The sequence below is a fragment of the Parabacteroides sp. ASF519 genome (assembly GCF_000364265.2).
In the GTDB taxonomy this organism is placed as follows: domain Bacteria; phylum Bacteroidota; class Bacteroidia; order Bacteroidales; family Tannerellaceae; genus Parabacteroides; species Parabacteroides goldsteinii.
In genome coordinates, this window is sequence record NZ_AQFV02000006.1 from 3,979,280 (window position 1) to 4,003,151 (window position 23,872).

Annotated in this window: 16 protein-coding genes; 6 read left to right on the top strand and 10 right to left on the bottom strand. The window is 42.9% G+C overall.

The features are described 5' to 3' along the window. The first annotated feature begins 3 nt into the window (after positions 1–3). Entirely contained in the window at positions 4–297 is a 294-nt protein-coding gene (locus C825_RS15655; protein ID WP_007656638.1) for an HU family DNA-binding protein, read from the top strand. A 125-nt stretch (positions 298–422) separates the two neighbouring features. Here the strand turns inward: C825_RS15655 and C825_RS15660 are convergent, their stop codons facing one another. Next, a complete protein-coding gene (locus C825_RS15660) occupies positions 423–1,544 on the bottom strand; it encodes a tyrosine-type recombinase/integrase (protein ID WP_224265145.1) in 1,122 nt (373 codons plus the stop codon). A 143-nt stretch (positions 1,545–1,687) separates the two neighbouring features. After that, positions 1,688–2,284 carry a MarC family protein gene (locus tag C825_RS15665; RefSeq protein WP_007656636.1) on the bottom strand — a complete coding sequence of 199 codons (597 nt, stop codon included), beginning with the start codon at positions 2,282–2,284 and terminating at the stop codon, positions 1,688–1,690. A gap of 90 nt (positions 2,285–2,374) precedes the next feature. Here C825_RS15665 and coaW point away from each other — a divergent pair, with 90 nt between their 5' ends. Next, complete coding sequence (gene coaW / locus C825_RS15670) at positions 2,375–3,217, top strand: type II pantothenate kinase (RefSeq protein WP_010803157.1); 843 nt, start codon at positions 2,375–2,377, stop codon at positions 3,215–3,217. Between the two features lie 59 nt (positions 3,218–3,276). On the opposite strand, the gene C825_RS15675 is transcribed toward coaW, so the two are convergent. Continuing rightward, positions 3,277–3,501, bottom strand: a complete 225-nt coding sequence (locus C825_RS15675; protein WP_007656634.1) for a winged helix-turn-helix domain-containing protein — start codon at positions 3,499–3,501, stop codon at positions 3,277–3,279. 186 nt (positions 3,502–3,687) lie between these two features. Here C825_RS15675 and C825_RS15680 point away from each other — a divergent pair, with 186 nt between their 5' ends. After that, positions 3,688–4,566 (top strand): helix-turn-helix domain-containing protein, encoded by an 879-nt coding sequence (locus tag C825_RS15680; protein ID WP_007656633.1) that lies wholly within the window; start codon positions 3,688–3,690, stop codon positions 4,564–4,566. Positions 4,567–4,579: 13 nt separating this feature from the next. Here the strand turns inward: C825_RS15680 and C825_RS15685 are convergent, their stop codons facing one another. From C825_RS15685 to C825_RS15695, 3 genes are all read right to left on the bottom strand, one after another. Beyond that, complete coding sequence (locus C825_RS15685; protein WP_007656631.1) at positions 4,580–5,341, bottom strand: LytR/AlgR family response regulator transcription factor; 762 nt, start codon at positions 5,339–5,341, stop codon at positions 4,580–4,582. 125 nt (positions 5,342–5,466) lie between these two features. Next, the gene (locus tag C825_RS15690) at positions 5,467–9,327 is read right to left on the bottom strand and encodes a TIM-barrel domain-containing protein (protein ID WP_010803158.1); all 3,861 of its coding nucleotides are present in this window, start codon (positions 9,325–9,327) and stop codon (positions 5,467–5,469) included. Positions 9,328–9,434: 107 nt separating this feature from the next. After that, complete coding sequence (locus tag C825_RS15695; protein ID WP_010803159.1) at positions 9,435–11,132, bottom strand: tetratricopeptide repeat-containing sensor histidine kinase; 1,698 nt, start codon at positions 11,130–11,132, stop codon at positions 9,435–9,437. Between the two features lie 153 nt (positions 11,133–11,285). On the opposite strand from C825_RS15695, the gene C825_RS15700 reads away from it, so the two are divergent. Continuing rightward, complete coding sequence (locus C825_RS15700; protein ID WP_010803160.1) at positions 11,286–12,467, top strand: vWA domain-containing protein; 1,182 nt, start codon at positions 11,286–11,288, stop codon at positions 12,465–12,467. Positions 12,468–13,042: 575 nt separating this feature from the next. Here C825_RS15700 and htpG read toward each other — a convergent pair. Together htpG and C825_RS15710 are read right to left on the bottom strand one after the other, a co-directional pair. Beyond that, complete coding sequence (gene htpG, locus C825_RS15705) at positions 13,043–15,094, bottom strand: molecular chaperone HtpG (RefSeq protein ID WP_010803161.1); 2,052 nt, start codon at positions 15,092–15,094, stop codon at positions 13,043–13,045. A 111-nt stretch (positions 15,095–15,205) separates the two neighbouring features. Beyond that, on the bottom strand, positions 15,206–17,767 hold the full coding sequence (locus tag C825_RS15710) for an ATP-dependent Clp protease ATP-binding subunit (RefSeq protein WP_010803162.1): 2,562 nt from the start codon (positions 17,765–17,767) through the stop codon (positions 15,206–15,208). Between the two features lie 221 nt (positions 17,768–17,988). Between C825_RS15710 and gyrA the strand changes: the two genes are divergently transcribed. Both gyrA and C825_RS15720 read left to right on the top strand, forming a co-directional pair. Beyond that, entirely contained in the window at positions 17,989–20,565 is a 2,577-nt protein-coding gene (gene gyrA, locus C825_RS15715; RefSeq protein ID WP_007656618.1) for a DNA gyrase subunit A, read from the top strand. Positions 20,566–20,605: 40 nt separating this feature from the next. After that, positions 20,606–21,826: a tetratricopeptide repeat protein gene (locus C825_RS15720; RefSeq protein WP_007656617.1), complete on the top strand. Its 1,221-nt coding sequence runs from the start codon at positions 20,606–20,608 to the stop codon at positions 21,824–21,826. A gap of 102 nt (positions 21,827–21,928) precedes the next feature. Here C825_RS15720 and C825_RS15725 read toward each other — a convergent pair whose 3' ends face one another. After that, the gene (locus tag C825_RS15725; protein ID WP_007656615.1) at positions 21,929–23,143 is read right to left on the bottom strand and encodes a sodium ion-translocating decarboxylase subunit beta; all 1,215 of its coding nucleotides are present in this window, start codon (positions 23,141–23,143) and stop codon (positions 21,929–21,931) included. A gap of 8 nt (positions 23,144–23,151) precedes the next feature. Then, on the bottom strand, positions 23,152–23,595 hold the full coding sequence (locus C825_RS15730) for a hypothetical protein (protein ID WP_007656613.1): 444 nt from the start codon (positions 23,593–23,595) through the stop codon (positions 23,152–23,154). Between the last annotated feature and the right edge of the window lie 277 nt (positions 23,596–23,872).

The following is a 23,872-nucleotide window of genomic DNA, read 5'->3' on the forward strand; positions in this document are numbered from 1 at the left end:
GTTATGAATAAGATTGAATTTGCTAAAAGAATTGCTGCCCGTTTATCTATCTCACAGAGAGAAGCTCTAACGTTTATCGGTACTTACGAAAATATACTTGCGGATGCCCTTATTGATGAAGGGATGATGGTCAGTCAGGGGTTCGGAACCTTCACATTATGGTCGCAAAGCGAACGGCCGGGACGGAATCCCAAAACAGGCATACCGGTAACCATTCCATCGCGTAACAGTGTAAAATTCAAACCGGGCAAAGGCTTGCTCGAATATCTGAATAGTAAAGGAAAACGTAAAGATTGAAGTCTACATTAGAGAGGCTGCAAAAGTAGAGGAGGTATACCAAAGTTCACTGCCCTGTCATCCCGGATCAAGTCCGCCATGACAAAACAAGGTTATGGCATACCTCCTTTGACACTTTTATATTATCAACTTGTTGCAAACATCAGCAACCGCGTTGCCAGCGACGTCAGTACATTCTTCCATCTGCTACCAGAAGAAGGCTGGGGTTGCCGGACTACAACAGGAGGGGTTGATACTGGGGCAGGGGGCGCGGGTACGGGTTCGGAAGGTTCCTGAAGTTGTTTTTTCCGGCTACCACGAACCAGATGATCCAGCATATCTTCGGAGGCCTTATCCATCTTTGATTTGGATAACTGCCCCAGATATATTTGTGTCGTTTGCAGAGACATATGACCGAGCGACTGGCTGATAACCCCTATCTCCGAACCCGACTCCAGCATCAGCGACGCCCAACTATGGCGCATCACATAAGTGGTCAGGGGATAAGGAAGGTTCAGTCTGTCACCGATCTCTTTCAGATACTCGTTCACACGATGTAAAGACGATTGAGCCGTCAATACACCTTTCCCAACCAGCTTTTCGTGCAGGAACGGGAATACCCAGCGAGAATCTTTCCGTTTGTACAACTGCATGATATGGTGCATTTCCGAAGTGATCTTTACCTGTAGGACAGCCTGTGTCTTGCTACGGTTATATTGGATATATCCGTAATGCACATTGTCCTGTTCCAGTTTATAGGCATCTACGAAACACATGCCGCGGGCATAGAAAAGAAAAAGGGAAAGATGAAGAGCCTCCAGTTGCTCCGGTCTGTCAGACAGATCGAGACGGGCCAGCCTCTTGATGTCACGCTCGGGAAGAGCCCGTTTACGGGTGGAAGGGACTGTGATATGCAGTCCCGCAAAAGGATTTCCGGCAGGATCATGATAATGCAGATCTTTTTTTATATTATTATAGATCGCTTTCAGATTGCGCAGGTAAAAGTCCTGGCTGCCGGGACTAAGTTCATCATTTCTTGATTTCTTATCCTGCAACAGCCACATGACAAATTCCTGTACCAACCCTGCCGTCAGGTCTGCAATAGTCAGTTCCCTTACTTTACGACCTTTGTAGGCCACAAACTTATTCCATGCACTTCGGTAATTGGCAGCGGTCCTGTCCCTGCCTGCTTGTATCTTCCGCTCGATCAGGCGATTTACGCAATCGCGTAACGGAGGATAAATCTGCTTAAATTCTATATCCATCATAATTGTTGATTTAGTTCGGCAAAAATGCAAGTAAATTCAATAAAATATCCGGTATATAGAAACAAAAAGAAAACAAGATAGTTTGACTATCAAGCTGAATTGAATGAAAAAGGATCTGAAAATATCCTTATTATAGTAACTTTTTACTCGTGCAGCGCTTCAATCAACAGAGTGATATTGGCTGTAAACAACCTGACGGATATAGCCAACAGGATAATGCCGAAAAACTTACGGATGATATAGATACCGCCTTTTCCCAGCAGATGTTCCACCTGCTTAGTCATACGCACCACAAAATATACCCATAGCATATTCAGTATCAAAGCGACTACAATATTGATACTGGCATACTCGGCCCTCAATGAAAGCAGGGTTGTAAACGAACCGGCACCGGCCAGCAAGGGGAAGACCAGAGGCACCAGCGTGGCTTCCTTGATCGGTCCGTTATTCTTGAAGATCTCGATATCCAGTATCATTTCCAACGACAGCAGGAAAATAACGAATGCACCCGCCACAGCAAACGATTCGATATCCACATGGAATAGTTTCAAGAGAAAATCGCCAGCATAAAAGAAGCCGATCATCAGGATAAAAGATATAACCGTTGCTTTTAAAGCATTCACGTCTTTTCCTTTTTCCTTCAGATTGATGATAATGGGGATGGAACCAATGATGTCGATTACGGCAAACAGTACGATGAAAGCACTTATCATCTGTTGAAAATTAAAATCTGCGAACATATCCGGTCCTCCATTTAAAGTTATTATCTGTGAAGGTACTAATTTTCAGTAAGAACACGTATCTTTGAATCCGATATTAACAAAAAAATTATGGGCATAGTAATTGGTATAGACGTAGGAGGGAGCACTACCAAAATAGTGGGGATCGACGATAAGGAGATCCGGAATCCCATGTTTGTCAAGGCAACCGACCCGGTAACATCGCTGTTTGGTGCTTTCGGTAAGTATTTATATGAGAATGATATTCCCCTTTCCGACATAGAGAAAGTGATGCTCACCGGTGTGGGCAGTGCATACATCAATCAGCCGCTCTATGGTTTGCCTACAGCCAAAACAGATGAATTTCTGACTAACGGACTCGGGGCGCAGTATCTGACGCAGCTGGATAAGTTGATCGTTGTCAGTATGGGAACGGGGACTTCGTTTGTAAAAGTGGACGGTCCACTGATCGAACATATCGGCGGTATAGGGATCGGTGGGGGTACCATACTGGGGTTATCCCGCCTGCTACTTAAAACGCAGGATTTTCACCAGATTGTCAAGCTGGCCCTGAAAGGAGATATAACGACTATAAACCTGCAAATCCAGGATATCTGTAATATACCTTTGCCCGGACTGCCTCTGGATGCGACAGCCTCTACTTTCGGAAAGGCGGGAGCCAATTCATCGCAGGAAGACGTAGCGTTGGGTATTATTTACATGGTACTTCAATGCATCGGGCAATCAGTGATCCTTGCTGCACTGAACAGCGACATACATGATTACGTCCTGATCGGGAATCTGACGAAATTGCCGCAATGTGAAAGTATTTTTCCCCGGCTGGAAGAAATGTACGGGGGGCATTTCCTGATACCGGAATATGCAGAATACCGGACGGCGATCGGTGCGGCACTGACCTATATTAATAACCGGCAACATCAGGAGATAAAATAGCCGGATAATAAAAAAGCGTCAGCAGGCATATGAACCTTACTGACGCTTTTGATGATATATTATCCAAAGTATAGTCCTTGTTGTATTCCGTTGCTTACCAATATCTGCCCGTTTTTACGTTGTATGTAAATTTTGTTTTCTCTGGCCAGCCATCCGATTGCTAAGGTGGTATCTTCGTGGCTCAGGTCAATCCGTCTGCTCAGTTCTGGTATTGTCAACTCTCTTCCTTCATTCAGCACATGCCAGACTTTGCCGGCATTTTCTCCGATCTTCTCTAGTTCCATAATTATAATTTTATTAGATAATACATGTCCTCTTTCTAGAATAAAACAAAAGAGAACTCTTTCGGTTCATTTTTTCTTTCTTTGTTTAAACTTTTGCAAAGTACATAGATTTGAACGGAACGATCAATACCTATTATTGGGTTTCTATGTCCTGTTTTTGCGATTATTGGTGTAGAAAACTCAAATATGCTATCTTTGAAAATCATTTATCAGGACAATATGGAGGCAAACATACAAATATTTGACATTCCCACGGATTTTATTGCAGGCGACAATATCACCGGAGACATGCTGAATCGCTACGTGCGCTTTTCATGTAAAATGAAAGCAGTGCTTTTTGCATTTTGTGTAGAAGGTTCTGTCCATGCTACAATCAACCTGTCTGAATACACAATCAAAAAAGATGATTTTATCACATTAACGCCGGACAGTTTCGTCCAGCTCAATGACGTTTCTCCGGATGCTCATTTCTTCTACGCCTGCTTTTCGCAGGATTTCATGGAGAATAATAACCTGGTCTTAACAACCGTACGGTTACTTCCTATACTGGCTGAGAATCCGGTCATCTGTTTATCGGAAGATCTTTCACAGTTATATCAGGATATCTTCAAACCGTTGATCCATGCTTATTCATTGCCTTGTACGCTGGAGAATAAGGAGATCATTAAATCCGTTTTCACTATTTTTATGCAAGGTACGGCCGAATTGTATAAGAATCACGGCAAGTGGAAAAGCGCATTGCATTCACGCAGTAAAGTGATGTGCCGTGAGTTTATCAAACTGGTCATGTCGAATTATACGAAACAACGGAGCGTTGCTTTTTATGCGGAACATCTGGGTGTTACCGTTTCCCATTTTTGTTCGACCATAAAAAAGGAAACAGGAAAGACGGCGCTCGAAATAATAACCGCCATTGTTATGATGGACATTAAAGCACAGCTGAAATCAACGGAACTTCCGATCAAGGAGATTGCCTTTTCGCTGGGATTCAACAATATGTCGTTCTTCAACAGATATTTCAAAAGGCATACCGGCATGACACCACAGGAGTACCGCAACAGTTAAACTGTAACTTTTTTCACTGCGATTTCAGTAACCGGAGAAAATCATCTTTATAGCTGGAGGATATTTCTATCTCCGTATTATCTTCCAGGACGATGTAACCGCCGGAGTTTTTGTGGTATGACCTGACACAATGAAGATTGATTATATGTGATTTGTGTACACGGACAAACGGGAACGGCAATATCTCGCTGAAATATTTCAGAAAACGGCAGACCATCTTCTTGCTTTTATCTTTCAAATAGATGTCGGTGAAATTTCCGTTTCCCTGCAACCGGATGATATCTTCCATCTTTATCACTTCAAATCCTTCGAGAGTAGGGAGGATCACCTGGCGCTTCTCCGGTTTCGGCTCGCGCATGTTTTCAATCAGAATCTGATTGCGATTGAATATCTCCCGGTTGACGATGTGTTGCTGTACCTTATTTACGGCAAGGATCAGTTCTTCGATGCTGACCGGTTTCAGCAGATAGTAAGCTGCACTCTGGTTCAACGCCCGGAGTGAATATTCAGAAAAGGCGGTGACAAATATGGTTTCGAAATACAGGTCTTTACATCCTTCCAATACGTCGAATGCATTGCCGTAGGGCATTTCCACATCCAGAAACACCAATTGCGGTTCCAGTTCATGGAGTAAAGGGACGGCCGATTTACAGTCGTGGGCTTCTCCGACCACTTCGATGACCGGACAGTATTTTGCCAGATAATTCTTCAATGCCTCACGGGCAGCCGATTCATCTTCAACGATGACGCTTCTTATTTTCTGTAGCATTTCCATATTCAGAGTCTTCTGTTTTTATATATCGTTCAGACAAAGATACTATTTTAAGCCATAAAAAAAATCCCCTGTTCCGGACAATTATACCGAAACAGGGGATTCTGAATTTTATCTATGGCAAGTTCTTAGAACTTAGACATATTCAGGTCTTTATCAACCAGTATGCCATCGATGGCCTTCAGGTTGAACTTGACTTTGCGTTTTGCTTTCAGCTTCAGGATGAACAGGTCGGTTGTACCTTCCAAGACTTCCTTGTCACCGAGATTAACGAAAGTAGGATACAAGGCCTTCTGACCATTTGTATGCAGACGGTCGTAAGTAAGGTTCTCCATGACTTTCAGGTTCAACGGTTCTATGCCGACAAATTCGTAATCCTGCTGGTCGTACGGCAAAGCGAAACTCAATGCGTTAACCGCTTTGAGGTCTGTACCTGTAACCTTGACTTCCACGATCTCGTCTTTGTTGTAGGACTGTTTAGGTGCGCTGATCCCGATCGTTCCGGCTACTTTTGCAGTATCCTGTTCTTCGATGCCGCCATCCAGTTGAGTGGCAACGACGGATATATCGTAAGCATCGATCAGGTCGTTCTGATTGATATCGCCGGCACTTACATAATCGAAGTCGCTGTCACCTTTACGCAGACCTGTGTAGTTCATGTAAGAAGTCAGGTCATTGCTGTCGATCTTCTTGTCGTTGTTGATATCGCCCGGCAGGTAGCTTTCTGTTCCCGGTACCTTGAAGACGTACAATTCGCGGCCTGAACCGTAATTGCCGACACCTTCCGTTACATTCAGTTTGATGTAGCGGGCTTTCGGTTTATCCTTGAATTCGAATATCTTCACATCACCGTTGCGTTCGAACTTGAAGGAATCGACCGGTATCCAGTTTTCTTTATCCATACTGTAAGAGACGAAACCTCTCAGCATTGTTCCGTTACCGCCGTCCTGACGTGACAGATAATGGAATTTATCCAGCTGGTTAACCGTGCGCAAGTCGATGATCATATCGAACGGTATAGCATTCTTGCGGTATTTCGTATGGAACATGTCTCCCAGTTCAGCAAAGTCGAACAAACGGAAGATTTCGAAACCACCCTGTTCTTCGGCAGTCACTTCACCCCGGATTCCCTTGATAGCAAACTCGAGCGGGTTCGATTTCGTCTTCACATTGAAGGAAGACCAATCGGAATAACCGTTCTTATTTACAGAACGAATCTTGAAGGCATAATCAGTTTCGGCTTCCAGTCCGTCGAACAACAATTCTGTATTTCTGATAGTCGTGTACAACATATCGTTGAATTCAATTTCGTAGAAGTCGGCACCTGCCACTTTATTCCAGGTCGGTTTCAATGAATAGGCTTCCAGGTTTTCATCTGTAACCTGTGCAACAGGAGCGGCCAGTGTACCGGTCGAAACACGGTGGCTGTTACCCATATCGAATTTGTAACCCTCAAAGCTGATGCTTGTTTCGTTCGCTGTGATATCCGCAGAAGCGAGCTTTACCAATAACTGCGGGTTCTTAGTGATCGTTACCTTTTCAAACTCGCTTCCTTTCGTTGCAAACTTGTTCAGGTTGGGTGTTGCATCATAGAAATAAACGTTTTCACCTTTCAGGAATTCGTCCATCGAACGGGCTTCCGTCAGCTTTACCTTGTTTTTACCAACTTTGGCAGCCACTTTTTTCGGCATTTCGGAAACATTGATACGGAGTTCGGTTGCTTTATCTTTTACGAAACCGTCAAAGCTGCCTACTGCCGGCCGGATTGTAATCGTTACATTATTCTTACTGCCTACTTCCGATTCGATCCGGGTCGTTACACCTTCACCTTTCAAATAGGCTTGTGTCGTGCCATCGTCGTCATATTCAGTAAACGAACTGTTACCGTCCGGATAAATTTCATAAACGCGCAGGTTCTTATTGATCTCGGTAACATTATTATTAGGGTTAGTCATCGGAATGATGGCGCCGCTCTTTACAAATACCGGCAACTTCCATAACGGAGAAGCAAAATTGTTGACAACACAGTTGCCTTCATATTTTTCTCCGGTAAAATAGTCTACCCAGGTTCCTTCCGGTAGATAAATGCCGTCGCGTATATCGTTACCTTTTTCATCTGCCTGTGTTTCCTGATAGATAGGGGCAACCAGGAAATACGGTCCGTACATGAACTGATATTCGGTTGCTTTACCATAAGTATACTGATTCGGGTATTCCAGGAACATGGCACGGATCATCGGCTTACCATCTACTGCTTCCTTTGCAATGCTGTAGGCATAAGGCATCAACTCCGATTTCATTTTCAGATACCAGCGGTTGATAGATGTTGCCGGTTCGCCAAGGGCATGCGGATATTTCTCATTGGCACCCCAACCGTCCATATTCAACTGCATCGGCGTCCAGGTCTTCCACTGGAAATCGCGTGTGTTCATTGCCAGGTTCTTTCCGCCGAAGATACCATCCATGTCGGAAGTGATATTCGGTTGTCCGGATAATCCCGAACCGATATAAGTCGGGATATGGAAACGGATATATTCCCACTGGCCGCCTGTCTGGTCGCCCGACCAGATACCGGCATAACGTTGCGTACCGGCCCAACCGTCAAGGGAGATAATGAAAGGACGCGCATCGTTACCATAATAAGGCATGATATGACCTACGTCAGCCACACCGTTCAGTCCGAATGAATAACCGGCACCTACCCAAGCCACGTCGGTCTTCAAAACACGGACACCGGCATCGCGCACTTCTTTTACGATATCACGCTGTAACAAGGCACTGATTTCGGGTTTCGGATGCAAATCCGACTGTGTCCAAAGTCCGATTTCGACACCATTTTTATGAGCATAATCAGCCAGACTTTTCAGGTTCTGGATATTTCCGTCCAATGTTTCGGTCTGTCCGTATCCGGCACCGTAACCGTCGTTTGGCAATAACCAGCCGAACGGCATATCGTGGTTCTTGTAGCGGTCGATCACGGCACGGGCGGAGAACTGGTAATTGTTCTTTTCGCCGTTCAGGGATTCTTTTACACCACCGTTGTCTTTCTGGCTTTCCTTGTAACGTTTGCCGTCTTCAAAAAGGATACCTTTCTCGTCTTCCACCCAGTAGTCGCGGTTATAAGCATTCAGGTGTCCCTGATAGAAACCGAACTTCGGTAATAAAACCGGATTACCTGTCAGCTGATAGAAATCGTTCAACAGGGATACGGCACCGTCATTGACCATATAGAACGCATCCAGGTAATCGGTATCATGTGACAATATTACTGTCCCTTTTTCGGCTGCACCGAAATCATATTTACCTTGTTTGAAGGTGTACCACATAAAGCCGTAGCCATTGGTAGACCAATAATAGGGGGCAGGCGAGGCAACGCCGCCATCGGTCCAGCTGTTCTGGTTTTCGATAGCGATCGCTTTTCCTTTATGCGAGAAGCGCCCGTTCTGTACACCACCGCCATAGAAGTATTCGCCGGGATTTTCCTTTAAGGTAAGGATTGTTTTTCCCTTATCATAAAGAACAGGTTTTACCTCCTCCAGGACAACTTTGTCTGTTGCCAGATTGGTCACCTTCAACAGGGAAGTGCTTTTATCCAGTTCCAGTCTGATCTCTTTGGTGCTGATAGAAATAGTCTTATTATCTTCTTTCAGCGTTAACGGAGATACCGGTTTTCTCGGGTTATCGACCAGGATCTGTGCTTCCGGTTTGGCCTCCGGGTCACGGATGATCCCTCCGTTGACGTCCTGAAATACTCTGAAGATGTTCTCTCCATAAAAGTCAAAGGCCATTCTCTGATTATCGGAGAACAGGAGTTCAACAGTCGTAGGATTGATCTGTTTCACACCGACAATTTTCTTATCCTGCTGTATTTCCATACATACATTGTCGGCTCTTTGTATGGCTTGCATGGATAAGGGTGAAAACAAGGGGAAGGCCAAAGCGAGTATGAGCACTTTCCTTTGTTTCATTTTTCTAATAGTGTCATTCATGTTGATGTTGTTTTAACGAATAAATGATTTAAGCAACAAACTTACAGGATATAATTATCATTAGCAAAAAATAATAAATATATCCTATAACAAAATTTCATGCGCAATCAGACAATAAGGGGGAATCTGAGCAGGACGATCACGCCTGTATCTTCATCATCTCCTTCCTTCTCAGTAATTTCGATCGTGATATGCATACCGTACAAGCTGTTCAATAGGTTGATACGCTCACGGGTATTAGTCAGGCCGCGTGAATGATGCTCTTTCTGGTGCCGGGTTTTAAGCTCGTTGCTTTTTTTCAGTCCGATCCCATTGTCTTCGATTTTAACACAAAGACTATTGCCTTCCGGCTTTACGGACAGTTTCAGCAGGCCACCGGACTCTTTATACCGTAAGCCATGCCAGATCGCATTTTCCAACTGGGGTTGTATCAGCATGTTAGGCACAGATATATGGTCGGTGTCAAGCGATTCATCCACATCTGTCTCGTAAACAAACTTATCGCTGAAACGCATGTGTTCCAGATCGAGGTATTCTTTCAATTGTTCGAGCTCCGTCGAGAGCGGCGTAAAGTCTTTATTGGAGTTTTCCATTATATTTCGCATCAGGCGGGAATAGGAGGAAAGATACTTATTCGCCTCCAACTCATTATTCTGGGCAATAAACTGATTCACACTATTCAGGCTGTTGAAGATGAAATGAGGATTCATCTCACGGCGCAACGACTGGAGGGCTATCTTTTTATTCTTCCGTCTGATGGAATACCAGGCTTTGACGATAAACACGAGAAAAATAAGGATCAGGACAATCGAGCCGATCAGTACATAGTTGAAGGTGTTTTTCTTTCTGATCAGTTCGTCTTTCAGGATACGTTCTTTCTCCAACTGGGCGATACGGGCTTCATGTGCCTGAAAGAATTTCTGGTCTATCAGTGTGCTGTCCGATTTAACCAGCGGTTCCAGTTTTTCCATAAAGTCTGCATATAAGTCCAAGGCTTTCCGTTGCTGGTTCCCTTTCCTGTATTGCTCGACCAGCTGTTCCAGGCTTTTCTTAGCCTCTATCGTATGGCCCTCCTTCAACGCCATATCATAGGATTGCTGAAGGGAGGCGAGAGCTTTTACCTGTTGGCTATCGGCGGCATATACTTTGGCAATTTCTCTTTGTACCTTGATGGTTTCTACCGGTTTGTCCTTCACTTCAGACAATATGCTGTTCAGGTTACCTATGGCGGCTTCCTTATTATCCATGACCAGGTTGACATTTGCCATCTGATGGAAGGCGGCGACCCGATCCTCCTGTTGTTCCGGTTTGTAGGAGGTGTTCAGTAATTCAATATTTCGCTGTATATAAGGAGATTGTGCAACTGGGTTTGAGATATTCTTTAACCGGTTCACATCATTCGTATTCAGTTCAATAAAATTAGTGTCCTGTGACAGGTGGGCGGCATTGCCATAACTTAAAATAGCCTCTTGTATCTTCCCTTGTATCTCCTGTATCCTTGCCATTTCACGGTCAACCCGTGCTATCTTTTCATTGTTTTTGATTTTGTAAAACAACTGGCGGGCACTGATAAGATAATTCATTGCTTTCTCGTATTCCCCCTGTATCATGAGTGTTTTTGCCAGTGCTTCATAATCCGTCGCAACCGAATAATCCGACTTTCCGCTTTCCAGTGACGTGGAGAGTTTCATCACTGCTTTTCTGGCACTGTTTTGATAGACAGGAGGAACGGAATCCTGTGCTGTCATTGTTATGCAGGGACCTGTTAGCAGCCATATTGTCAAATATATAATCAGTCTGTTCATATCATGTTTTATTGAGATTGTAAAGTAAATATAAGTAAAACATTTATATCCTATATTTCACCAACTCAAAACGCCGGTTCACACATTCTTCCCGGAATCTTAATTATTAACATTCTATTTTTGAGCCATAAACCTATTAAAAAAATTCCGAATATGAAAAGAATTATTCTACTATGTGTCTTATTCACAGCATTAACAACATCAATAGGCTGCATACTGGAAGCCAGAAACGTAACGGCGAATGCAGAGCCTGCCAGTACACCGGTCACAAATGCCGTAACTGCCAAAAAGACGAAAATACAGGTTGCTATCCTGCTGGATACTTCCGGCAGCATGCAGGGACTGATCGAACAGGCTAAATCCCGTCTGTGGAATATAGTCAATACACTCACGACGCTGAAATATAAGGGAGAGACACCGGAAATAGAGATTGCCTTATACGAATATGGCAGTTATATGCTGTATAAAGGTGATTATATCCGGCAAATAACCCCTTTGACAGTCGATCTCGACCTGATCTCGAAAGAATTATTCGCCCTGACAACCAGCGGAAGCGAAGAGTATTGCGGTACAGTCATCCAGCGGGCAGTAAAAGAGTTGGAGTGGGGGCAAAACGAAGCGGATATGAAACTGGTCTATATTGCCGGCAATGAAGAGTTTACGCAGGGTTCTGTCTCTTACAAAACGGCTATTGCCGATGCCTTGAAGAAGAATATATTTGTCAATACAATCCATTGCGGTGATGAAGAAATCGGTGTCCGTGACTATTGGAAGGATGCCGCTTTGAGAGGAAACGGCAAATTCTTCAATATAAATGCCGATGCGACTGTCCGTGCCATCAAAACACCTTTTGACCCGCAGATCATCCTATGCAACAATAAGTTGAACGATACTTATATCAGTTATGGCTCTACCGGGAGAGAACGTAAAATGAATCAGATTGCCCAGGACAAAAATGCCGGTACAATATCGTCGGCCAATTATGCCGAACGTGCCGTAAGCAAATCCGGATCTGCTTACAAAAATACGTCATGGGACCTGGTAGATAAGATGAAAGAAGACCAAAACGTCTTGTTGAGCATCAAAAAGGATGAACTGCCCCAAGAACTGCAAAACAAGTCTACAGAAGAAATAAAGAGCATCATCACCCAAAAGGAAAAGGAGAGAACAGCTATCCAAAAAGAAATAGCCGAACTGGCAATCAAACGCCAGGCTTATATCGAAGAGCAACTTAAAAAGGAAGGAGATGACAGCGGAGACGATCTGGGTAAAGCAATCACCAGCTCCATCCTGACATTTGCCAACCTGAAAGGGTATACGGTGGAAGCAGAATGATGACTAGTCTCTACATGTTCCAATTACATAGTTTTTCTGTAAAAGACCGTTCACCCTTCACCTTTACAATAGTAACAAACTGTCATATAGATTACTATAAAGGTAAATAGTAGATGAATGAATAAAGAAAAAGGTGAACGGTTACTTTAAACCATTCACCTTTTGAAATATAAATGAATACATACCGAGGAAGTAAGTTCAGAGTTATTGGAAGATAAGGCGTGAAAAGGTAGTTGTTTGCTTATTGACGTAGGTCATTAAGCTTGCCGATATACGTCGCAATGCTTACCGAACCACGTCGACAAGCTTAACGACGTAGGTCGGTAAGTCAATAGCTTATTGTACCAGAGATAAAAGTAAAAGACTTTTGAGTTAATACATAATAGCCTGGCTATTACTGTGCAGTAATATAAAACAAAAAAGGTGAAGGGTTTAAAGCAACCCTTCACCTTTTCGATCAATCATTCACCTATCATTCACCTCTATAGCAATCTGTATAATAACATATTAATGCCAAGCAGGCGAAGGGTGAACGGTTTATATGATATTTTATACATAGTGAGTAACTCACTTATTTATCCGATCAGCTGAACACTGCGTTTAATAAATTTGCTCAATGCTTCACCCTTCAGCATACCGTTGGCAAGCAGTGCCAGGTCGATTAACTGGCTGACCAGCTTATTGCTACCTGCATATTCTGCCAGGATTGCATTACGTTGCGAAGTCAGTTCGTCGATCTTATGGTTCGTGTTTGTCATATCTTCTTTTTCAGCAGAAGTAATCTCTTCTTCCTTTTTCTTGTTCTGCGCTTCACGAAGGTCTTCCTGACGTGCTTTCCAACCTTTCAGGTCCGCTAGGATCGGTTTCAGTTTTTCTTCGCAGTTCTGTTCTTCCTCAGAAAGTACCTTCTTAACCAATTCGTGATCGGTATTCAACACAAGATTGTAGTTGTCAGGCATTTCTCCGTAGAATGACATTCCCGGCTGCATAGCAGACATTTCACGCATACGACGCATATATTCGCTCTGGGTCAGCATAACCGGATTAGAGTTTTCACCCAATGCTTCGAATGTAACGATGAAATCGGTCTTTTCGATCTTCGGCAGTTGGCTTTTGAACATTTCCTGCAAAGCATTCTTCTGGTCTTCATTCAGTGTAACCTGACCAACGTTATCCTTACGGATCAGATTGTCGATCGTATCGCTGTCCACACGAACAAAACGGGTTTTGTCGAATTTCTGTTCCATCTGGCTGATAGCATGGACATCCAGCTGACCGTCCATAATCAATACACTGTATGCTTTATCTTTAGCGGCCTGGATATAGCTGTACTGGTCGTTTACATTCGTAGTGTACAGATAGATCAGGTTTCCTTCCTTATCTGTCTGGTTGGCTTCCACCAATGCTTTATATTCTTCAAATGTATAATATTTACCGTCTACGTCTTTCAGAAGGGCGAACTTGGCACCACGATCATAGAACTTTTCGTCGCTCAGCATACCGTACTGGATAAACAGTTTCAGGCTATCCCATTTTTCTTCGAACTGAGGACGGTCGTTTTTAAACATTTCTTCCAGGCGGTCGGCCACTTTCTTTGTGATATGATTGGAAATTTTTTTCACATTCTGGTCGCTCTGCAAATAAGAACGGGAAACGTTCAATGGAATATCCGGAGAATCGAGTACGCCGTGCAACAATGTCAGGAATTCAGGAACGATACCTTCTACAGAATCGGTTACAAATACCTGGTTGCTGTATAACTGGATCTTATTGCGATGCAGGTCGAGGTTACTCTTGATGCGCGGGAAGTAGAGGATACCGGTCAGGTTGAACGGATAATCCACATTCAAGTGAATCCAGAACAATGGTTCTTCCGACATTGGATACAGGTCGCGATAGAATTTCTTATAGTCTTCATCAGTCATATCGGCCGGTTTGCGAACCCATGCCGGAGTGATATCGTTGATGATGTTATCTTCGTCGGTATCGACATATTTACCGTCTTTCCATTCCTGCTTTTTACCGAATGCGATAGGAACGGGGAGGAAACGGCAGTATTTTGTCAGCAGGCCGCTGATCTTGTCTTTATTCAGAAAGTCCTTGTTTTCGTCGTCGATATACAGGATAATATCTGTACCACGGTCGTCTTTCTGTGTTTCTTCCAACGTATATTCGGGAGTTCCGTCGCAACTCCATTTCATAGGAACAGCGCCTTCTTTATAAGATTTGGTTACAATTTCCACTTTCTTTGAAACCATGAAAGAAGAATAGAAACCAAGACCGAAATGTCCGATAATAGCAGCTGCATCGTTCTTATATTTTTCTACGAACTCTTCAGCACCGGAAAATGCGATCTGGTTAATGTATTTGTCAATTTCTTCGGCTGTCATACCGATACCACGGTCAGAAATCTTGATGATCTTGTCGTCGAAACTAACCTGAACGGTCAGGTCGCCCAGCTCTCCTTTAAATTCACCGACAGATGCCAGGGTTTTCAATTTCTGTGTAGCATCCACAGCATTCGATACTAATTCACGAAGGAAGATTTCGTGATCACTATACAAAAACTTCTTGATGATAGGGAAGATGTTCTCACTTGTAACACCTATGTTTCCTTGTTTAGCCATTTTGTTTATATTTTTAATGTTATAATAATTCGTTTGACGTTACGATATAAACAAAAAAAATGCCAGATAGGTTCTATCTGACATTTTGACTTTATTACCGGAAGAAACGACTTATTCCTGTCCTTTCTTTTGTACGGATGTTACTATTTTCTGTTCATCTTTATTGAAGTCTACAACGATCTTGTCGCCTTCGCCAACGGATGCACGGATTATCAACTCGGCCATTTCATCTTCCAGATATTTCTGGATGGCACGCTTCAGCGGACGGGCGCCAAACTGCACATCGTAGCCTTTCGTTGCAATGAAATCTTTTGCCTCGTCGGTAAGTACCAGTTCGTAGCCCAGACCACAAACACGTTTGTAAAGTCCTTGTAACTCAATATCAATGATCTTGTGGATCGCATCTTTATCAAGCTGGTCGAACATGATGATATCGTCGACACGGTTCAGAAATTCAGGAGCGAATGCTTTATTCAGTGCTTTCTGAATCACACCACGAGAGAAGTCCTTATCCATTTCACCGGCTGCCTGCGAACTGAATCCGACGCCACGGCCGAAGTCTTTCAACTGACGTGTTCCGATATTGGAAGTCATGATCAGAATCGTATTCTTGAAGTCGATCCGTCTGCCAAGACTGTCAGTCAGGCGACCTTCGTCCAATACCTGCAACAGCAAGTTGAATACATCCGGATGCGCTTTTTCGATCTCGTCGAGCAATACAACGGAGTAGGGTTTACGACGAACCTTTTCCGTCAGCTGGCCACCTTCCTCGTAACCTACATATCCCGGAGGTGCACCGATCAGGCGGGAAACCGCGAACTTTTCGAGATATTCACTCATATCGATACGAATCAATGAATCAGCCGAATCAAACAGATATTCAGCCAACTTTTTAGCCAAGTGAGTTTTACCTACACCAGTTGGGCCGAGGAACATAAAGGTTCCGATCGGTTTGTTCGGGTCTTTCAATCCTACACGGTTGCGCTGGATCGCTTTTACGATCTTCTGGACGGCATCGTCCTGGCCGACTACCTGCTTCTTCAAGTTGTCTGCCATTTCCAGCAGTCTCAGGTTTTCTGCTTTGGCAATACGCTGAACAGGTACGCCTGACATCATGGCTACCACTTCAGCTACTTTGTCTTCGTCTACTGTTTCACGATGTTCCTGCAATTCCTGTTCCCACTTAGCTTTCGCTGCTTCCAGCTGCAACAGATACTGACGTTCTTTATCACGGAAACTTGCAGCCAGTTCGAAGTTCTGTGACTTTACGGCAGCCAGTTTTTCGGTTTTCGTATCTTCTATTTTTGCTTCCAGTTCCTCGATACTCTTCGGTACTGTAATATTAGATATATGTACGCGAGAACCGGCCTCGTCCAAAGCATCGATTGCCTTATCCGGGAAGTTACGGTCGCTGATATATCGTTCCGTCAGCTTTACACAAGCATCCAGCGCCTCGTCCGTATAGATCACATTGTGATGTTCTTCATAACGGGGCTTGATATTTTTCAGAATCTGCAATGTCTCTTCTGCTGTTGTCGGGTCGACAATCACTTTCTGGAAACGACGTTCCAAAGCACCGTCTTTCTCGATGTTTTTACGATATTCATCCAGCGTCGTAGCACCGATACATTGTATTTCACCACGTGCCAGCGCCGGTTTCAGCATATTGGCAGCGTCCATAGAACCGGAAGCCGATCCTGCTCCGACAATGGTATGTATTTCATCGATAAACAGAATGATGTTCGGATTCTTTGAAAGTTCGTTCAAAATTGCTTTGATACGTTCTTCAAACTGTCCGCGGTATTTTGTTCCGGCCACGATAGAGGCCATATCCAGACTGATCACCCGCTTATCGAACAACACACGTGATACTTTACGCTGGATAATGCGCAGGGCAAGTCCTTCTACAATAGCAGACTTACCCACCCCCGGTTCACCGATCAGTACCGGATTGTTCTTTTTACGCCGGCTTAAAATCTGTGCCAGGCGTTCAATCTCTTTCTCACGACCAACAATCGGGTCCAAGCGGTTTTCGGCAGCGGCACGTGTCATATCCGTACCAAAATTGTCCAATACCGGAGTATCGTTCGGTGACTTGGACTGTGCGGCACCGGTACCTGAAGAGGAGCGGGGGGATTCCTTACGTGAAGAGAAATCTTCTTCTTCATCGTCCTCGTCATCCGTATAACCGTCACTGATTTCGTCTATCTCTTCCAGTTCTTCCATACGGTTCATGTTTGTTCCGTTTGCCAGATTGTTATATACGTTACGGTAGTTTATACCGGCTTCACCCAATACTTTGGCGGCAACATTGAACTCTTCTTTCAGAATAGCAAGAAGCAGATGTTCCGTACCCGTCTCGTCTGTTTTAAACAAACGTGACTCTAGCATACTCATGCGCAATACGCGTTCAGTTGTTTTACTGATGGCTATATCGTGTAATTCGGACTCTTCAGTTTCAAATGTATTTTTGATCTCCTGCTCAATCCTCTTCTTTATATCGAATACGTCGGCATGCAAATCATGCAGCAACTGCATGGCTTTGCCATCACCGTCGCGGATGATACCAAGCATTAAGTGTTCCGGCCCGATATAACTGTTCTGAAGCCTGGCGGCTTCTTCGCGGCTATACTCTATAACGTCGATCAGCCTTTTCGAATAATTATTTTTCATATTATATGAATCCTTATCTATTATAATAATGTACTGTGAATGCAAAATTAATAAACTCTCTATATATACCTAACAAATTTCATGCCATTATTCCTTAAGAAACCCCCAATATTTCTGAATAATAAAATTTCAGCGTAAAAACTTTCGTGATAATGGGAAAAGCGTTACCTTAGTGCACTTTTTAAAAGGTGAGATATTGAGTGTAATTAATATAAAACTAAATGGTTGATCAAGACAGAATTATTAAGATTAACATCGAGGAGGAAATGAAATCGGCATACATTGACTATTCAATGTCTGTTATTGTTTCGCGCGCCCTTCCGGATGTTAGGGATGGTTTTAAACCGGTTCATCGTCGTATTTTGTTTGGAATGAATGAATTGGGTAATACATCCGACAAACCTTATAAAAAATCTGCGAGAATTGTTGGTGAAGTTTTAGGTAAATATCATCCACATGGCGACTCGTCCGTCTATTTCGCAATGGTTCGTATGGCACAAACATGGTCTATGCGTTATACGTTGGTTGATGGACAGGGAAACTTCGGTTCAGTGGACGGTGACAGTCCTGCCGCTATGCGTTACACCGAGGCAAGATTAAGTAAACTTGCCGAGGAAATGCTCCGGGATATCGAGAAGGATACGGTAGATTTTCAGTTGAACTTCGATGACACACTGAAAGAACCGACTGTATTGCCGACCCGTATTCCTAACCTGCTGGTAAATGGTGGTTCTGGTATCGCAGTTGGTATGGCAACCAATATGCCGACACACAATTTGAGTGAAGTACTCGACGGATGTATTGCCTATATCGACGCTCGCGGAGATATTGATGTAGAAGGATTGATGCAATACATCAAAGCGCCCGACTTCCCGACTGGTGCTACAATTTACGGATATGCCGGTGTAAAAGAAGCATTCGAAACCGGTAGAGGACGTATCATTCTTCGTGGTAAAGCAGAAATTGAAGTAGAAAATAATCACGAAAAGATTATTATCACTGAAATCCCTTACCTTGTTAATAAGGCAGAACTGATCAAGTATATAGCCGACCTGGTTAATGACAAGCGTATCGAGGGTATTTCTAATGTAAACGATGAGTCAGACCGTAACGGTATGCGTATCGTCGTCGACGTGAAACGTGATGCCAATTCAGGCGTTGTACTGAATAAATTATATAAGCTGACTGCCCTGCAATCTTCTTTCAGTGTAAACAATATCGCTTTGGTTAACGGCCGTCCGAGACAGTTAAACCTGAAGGATATGATCAAGGCTTTTATTGAACATCGCCATGAAGTTGTTATCCGTCGTACCCGTTTCGAACTGAAGAAGGCTGAAGAAAGAGCGCATATCCTGGAAGGTTTGATCATTGCTTCTGATAATATCGACGAAGTAATTGCTATCATCAAATCATCCAAGAGCCCGAACGAAGCCATCGAACGTTTAATGGAACGTTTCTCTTTATCGGATGTTCAGGCACGTGCAATCGTTGAAATGAGACTTCGCCAGTTGACCGGACTGGAACAGGACAAACTGCGTGCAGAATACGAAGAAATTGAAAAGTTGATCGCCCGTTTGAAAGAGATTCTTGAAAATGAAGATGTTCGTATGGACGTTATCAAAGGAGAATTACAAGAAGTAAAAGATAAGTTTGGCGACGAACGTAAAACAGATATCGTATATGCTTCGGAAGAACTGAATCCTGAAGATTTCTATGCCGATGATGAGATGATCATCACTATTTCCCACATGGGATACATCAAACGTACGCCGCTGAGTGAATTCCGTGCACAAGGACGCGGCGGAGTAGGAGCGAAAGGCTCGGTAACACGCGACGAAGACTTCGTGGAATATATCTATCCGGCTTCTATGCATGCCACTTTGTTGATCTTTACAGCAAAAGGCAAGTGCTACTGGCTGAAAGTATATGAAATTCCGGAAGGAGCTAAGAATGCAAAGGGTAGAGCCATCCAGAACTTATTGAACATTGAAGCGGATGATAAAGTAAACGCCTTTATCCGCGTGAAGAAGCTGACTACCGACACCGAATTTATCAATTCACATTATCTGTTGTTCTGTACCAAGAAGGGTGTTATCAAGAAAACATTGCTTGAAGCATACTCACGTCCGCGTCAGAATGGCGTAAATGCGATCACATTGCGTGAAGACGACGGCCTGATCGAAGTATGTATGACCAACGGAGACAACGAAGTACTGATTGCTAACCGTAACGGACGGGCTATTCGTTTCCACGAAAGTGCGGTTCGCGTCATGGGACGTACTGCTTCCGGCGTTAGAGGTATGACATTGGATAATGATCCTTCCGACGAAGTGGTAGGTATGGTATGTATCAAGAATAAGGAAACCGATACTGTACTGGTTGTATCTGAACAGGGTTACGGAAAACGTTCGAATGTGGAAGATTACCGAATGACTAACCGTGGCGGTAAAGGTGTCAAGACGATCAACATTACTGATAAAACTGGAAAACTGGTTGCCATCAAGAATGTGACAGAGGAAAATGACATCATGATCATTAACAAGTCAGGTATCGCTATCCGTATGAAAGTAACAGATCTGAACGTCATCGGCCGTGCAACTCAAGGTGTTCGCCTGATCAACCTGGGTAAACGTAATGATGAAATAGCCTCGGTATGTAAGGTATTGTCCGAACCGGATGAGCAGGTAGATGAAGAAAGCGCTGAACTGGATGCTCAGAATGAAAATAATGAAGAATTAACCGGTTTTGATGGATCTGAAGATATCGCAAATGATACTGAAGAGACAACAAATGAATAATTTAAACAAATAGAAATATTAATCTCAAATTACTATCACAATGAAACGATTATTATTAACAGTTGCACTATGTGTTGCAGCATCATCTGCCTCTTTCGCTCAAAAGAAAGCCGTTAAGGAGGCGCAAGGAATAGCAAAAGGAGACAAGGCAGACTTCACTGAAGCAAGAGCCTTAATCAAAGGTGCTTTGGAAAATCCTGAAACAAAGGATGACGCCCAGGCATGGTATGTTGCAGGTTTTATCGAAGACCAGCAGTTCAGTGCTGAAAGAACAAAACAGATTTTAGGACAACAGCCGAATGAACCAGTTATGTACGAAGCATTAGGTGCTATCCTTCCTTATTTCAAGAAGGCTTACGAACTGGATCAGCTTCCTAACGAAAAAGGTAAAATCAAACCTAAATATTCTAAAGACATTAAGAGTATTTTAGGTGCTGACCATGTATATTTCTTTAACGGTGGTGCTTACTATTTCGATCAGAAGGATTATAAGAAGGCTTATGACTTCTTCAACCAGTATCTGGAAATCTCTGAACTGCCTATGTTCGAAGGAACTCAGACTGCTGAAAAAGATTCTACTTTCATGACTGTTCAGTTCTATGCAGCTGTTGCAGCTACTCAATTGCAGGATTCTCCTATAGCAATCAAAGCTCTGGAACGTGCAAAAAGTTCAGATTTCAGACTGAATGATGTTTACCAGTATTTGTCTTACGAATACAAACAGGCTGGTGACAGTGTAAACTATGTTAAGACTCTTGAAGAAGGTTATGCAAAATTCCCCAATGAAGAGTTCTTCCTGATGAGTTTAATTGACGCTTACATCCAGTCAAGTCAAAACGAAAAAGCAATAAGTTATCTGAACACTGCAATTGCACAGAAACCTTCTGATAGTCAGCTGTATCATGCATTAGGAATTGTTTACGAAACAGGTATTAAAGATTATGCAAAAGCAGAAGAAACATTTAAGAAAGCTTTAGAAGTCAATCCGGAAAGTGTTGAATCGATGTCTGCTTTGGGACGTATATATTACAACCAGGCTGTAAACAAACAGGGTGAAGCTAACATGATCAATGATAGCAAGAAATATCAGGAAGAATTAACTATTGCAAAAGATCTTTTCAAACAAGCTCTTCCTTATTTCCAGAAAGCTCACGAAATGAAACCTAGCGAATCAGAATATATGGTTGCTTTAAGAGGTATCTATTATAATCTGAACATGGGTCCGGAACTGGAAGCTATCGAAGCTGAAATGAACAAATAATAATCATTTCATTATATATAAAAATAGCCGTCTCTGTTGAGATGGCTATTTTTATATATATACTCGGGATCAGCTATTTTCTATCAGTAGTGATACAGCCCTTTACAGATAAGGGATAATCGTTATATAAATACCTGTAATAATTGCAGACGTAATAACACCTGAAATATTAGCACCTAACGCATCACCTAAAATGAAAGAGTCCGGGTTCTCTTTACTTACCAGCTTCTGTGCTACTTTAGCAGTAGTAGGAACACAACTGACAGCAGCAATACCGATTACCGGGTTATAATTTCCGCGTTTAATGAAATACATGATATATCCGCCAATGATACCTCCGATACCAGACAATAACAATGCAGTAATTCCTAATACCAATAATTTCAAGATCTTGGGATCAAGTAACAACTTAGCATCGCACAATACACCCAATAACAACCCCAACATGAAAGTCGAACCATACAATAACGGACCACTGACAAAATCATAAATATGCTTCATGCCTGATTCGCGAACGGCAACACCCAGGAACAATGAAAAGAAAAGGGGAGAGGCCACAGGGAATAAAAAGCATAAAACAGCACACAAAATAACAGAAAAAGCCAGTTTAACTTTAGCATCGTAGTTTTTGGGAGGTTTTGTAGTGGTCATTTTTATGGCACGCAAACGCTGCGGGATCAGGAGTTTGACCAGATAAGGATATCCTCCGTAGGTCAGTCCCAGATATAAATAAGCAACAACAGTAATAGGAACAAATAAATGTTTGGCCAGGATCAGGGATGTAAACAAAACCATCGGACCATCTGCACCGCCAACCATCGCAACAGAAGCGCTCTCACTTAAAGACAAACCAAAAGCGCTGGCAATAGGTAACGTCAGAAAAGTTCCCAGTTCCGCACAAAGAGCCAGGAAAAGACTGGCAAAAGGCTTCTGAAGCAGAAAGCCCACATCCAATAATGTTCCAATTCCCATAAACACAAAACAGGCAATCAAGCCATTACTGAAAGTCAGCGTATATACGGGTTGAAGAAAATCAATCTGCATTGTATTCATCAACTCGTCTGTATCTGAAAGCATAGGATCCAGGAATAAATTACCTAATACACCTTCCGGCATGATTAAAGTACCACAATTGATTGCAACCATTCCTAATCCCATCGGGATCATAACCATCGGCTCCAGGACTCCTTTCCAGCCTAAATAAACGAGTAGGCCGCCAAGTGTAATCAAAAAAACACGCGCAACAGCCAGTATCCATCCACCGGCAACCATTGTTCCAAAGCCTTGGAACAAACTAAAAAAATCAACATTTTCCATATCTGTTTTTATTTTTCGATAGAAGGATTCTCCTTTTTGTTTGTATTGTTCTTTCTCATTAGCTGTTCCTCTTTTTTGAGGTACATAATGCGAGTATCCTGTGGATAATAATAATCCATCAGATCCAAATGAGAAGCGCCATGACTTACGCCATGATAATATCCGGACGGTTTTATGTGGAGAAGATCGCTGTTTACACCACGACGGAATTCTTCGCGTTCGTCATCAGTCACATCTTCTTCATTATTTACCACATCCAGCCCTAATATTTCACCAATTTTGGCACGCAATTTATTTAGTTTGCCGAATTGCATCAGTTCATCACTGTGAGAATGGTGAAATTCCAGGGAGTCGGCCCAAACAGCAATAAGCTTGATTACACCGGCAACAACAAAACCGATAATGAAGGTCAGAGCCATCATTTCAAGGGTTGAAAGTAATAGACTTAACATAATTATTTAATTTAAAATCCAATATAATACCTTAATTAGGTACATGATTAGTCATTATTAGTCATTATTAGTCATTATCTGCCAATTCACGTGCAGACAATAAAAAAGAATAAAAAGAAAGATGTTAAACTAAATAATTATTTTCCGCAGTACGTAGACCCAATGGCCTGATCGTATACGAAGAGTGGAGAATTTTACTGATTGTGATATTAAAAATGTTTCAGATACTTTATTCAGAATATTTTGTTCCTTCTGAAGAAACAACTCCAAAAGACGG

Excerpts from the sequence above, each read along its gene's own strand:
- C825_RS15700 (WP_010803160.1), top strand. The coding sequence starts at position 11,286 with ATGAAAAGAATTATTCTACTATGTGTCTTATTCACAGCATTAACAACA.
- C825_RS15680 (WP_007656633.1), top strand. The coding sequence starts at position 3,688 with ATGCTATCTTTGAAAATCATTTATCAGGACAATATGGAGGCAAACATA.
- C825_RS15675 (WP_007656634.1), bottom strand. The coding sequence starts at position 3,501 with ATGGAACTAGAGAAGATCGGAGAAAATGCCGGCAAAGTCTGGCATGTG.
- C825_RS15660 (WP_224265145.1), bottom strand. The coding sequence starts at position 1,544 with ATGATGGATATAGAATTTAAGCAGATTTATCCTCCGTTACGCGATTGC.
- C825_RS15695 (WP_010803159.1), bottom strand. The coding sequence starts at position 11,132 with ATGAACAGACTGATTATATATTTGACAATATGGCTGCTAACAGGTCCC.
- C825_RS15725 (WP_007656615.1), bottom strand. The coding sequence starts at position 23,143 with ATGGAAAATGTTGATTTTTTTAGTTTGTTCCAAGGCTTTGGAACAATG.
- C825_RS15720 (WP_007656617.1), top strand. The coding sequence starts at position 20,606 with ATGAAACGATTATTATTAACAGTTGCACTATGTGTTGCAGCATCATCT.
- coaW (WP_010803157.1), top strand. The coding sequence starts at position 2,375 with ATGGGCATAGTAATTGGTATAGACGTAGGAGGGAGCACTACCAAAATA.
- C825_RS15730 (WP_007656613.1), bottom strand. The coding sequence starts at position 23,595 with ATGTTAAGTCTATTACTTTCAACCCTTGAAATGATGGCTCTGACCTTC.
- C825_RS15710 (WP_010803162.1), bottom strand. The coding sequence starts at position 17,767 with ATGAAAAATAATTATTCGAAAAGGCTGATCGACGTTATAGAGTATAGC.
- C825_RS15655 (WP_007656638.1), top strand. The coding sequence starts at position 4 with ATGAATAAGATTGAATTTGCTAAAAGAATTGCTGCCCGTTTATCTATC.
- C825_RS15690 (WP_010803158.1), bottom strand. The coding sequence starts at position 9,327 with ATGAATGACACTATTAGAAAAATGAAACAAAGGAAAGTGCTCATACTC.
- gyrA (WP_007656618.1), top strand. The coding sequence starts at position 17,989 with ATGGTTGATCAAGACAGAATTATTAAGATTAACATCGAGGAGGAAATG.
- C825_RS15665 (WP_007656636.1), bottom strand. The coding sequence starts at position 2,284 with ATGTTCGCAGATTTTAATTTTCAACAGATGATAAGTGCTTTCATCGTA.
- C825_RS15685 (WP_007656631.1), bottom strand. The coding sequence starts at position 5,341 with ATGGAAATGCTACAGAAAATAAGAAGCGTCATCGTTGAAGATGAATCG.
- htpG (WP_010803161.1), bottom strand. The coding sequence starts at position 15,094 with ATGGCTAAACAAGGAAACATAGGTGTTACAAGTGAGAACATCTTCCCT.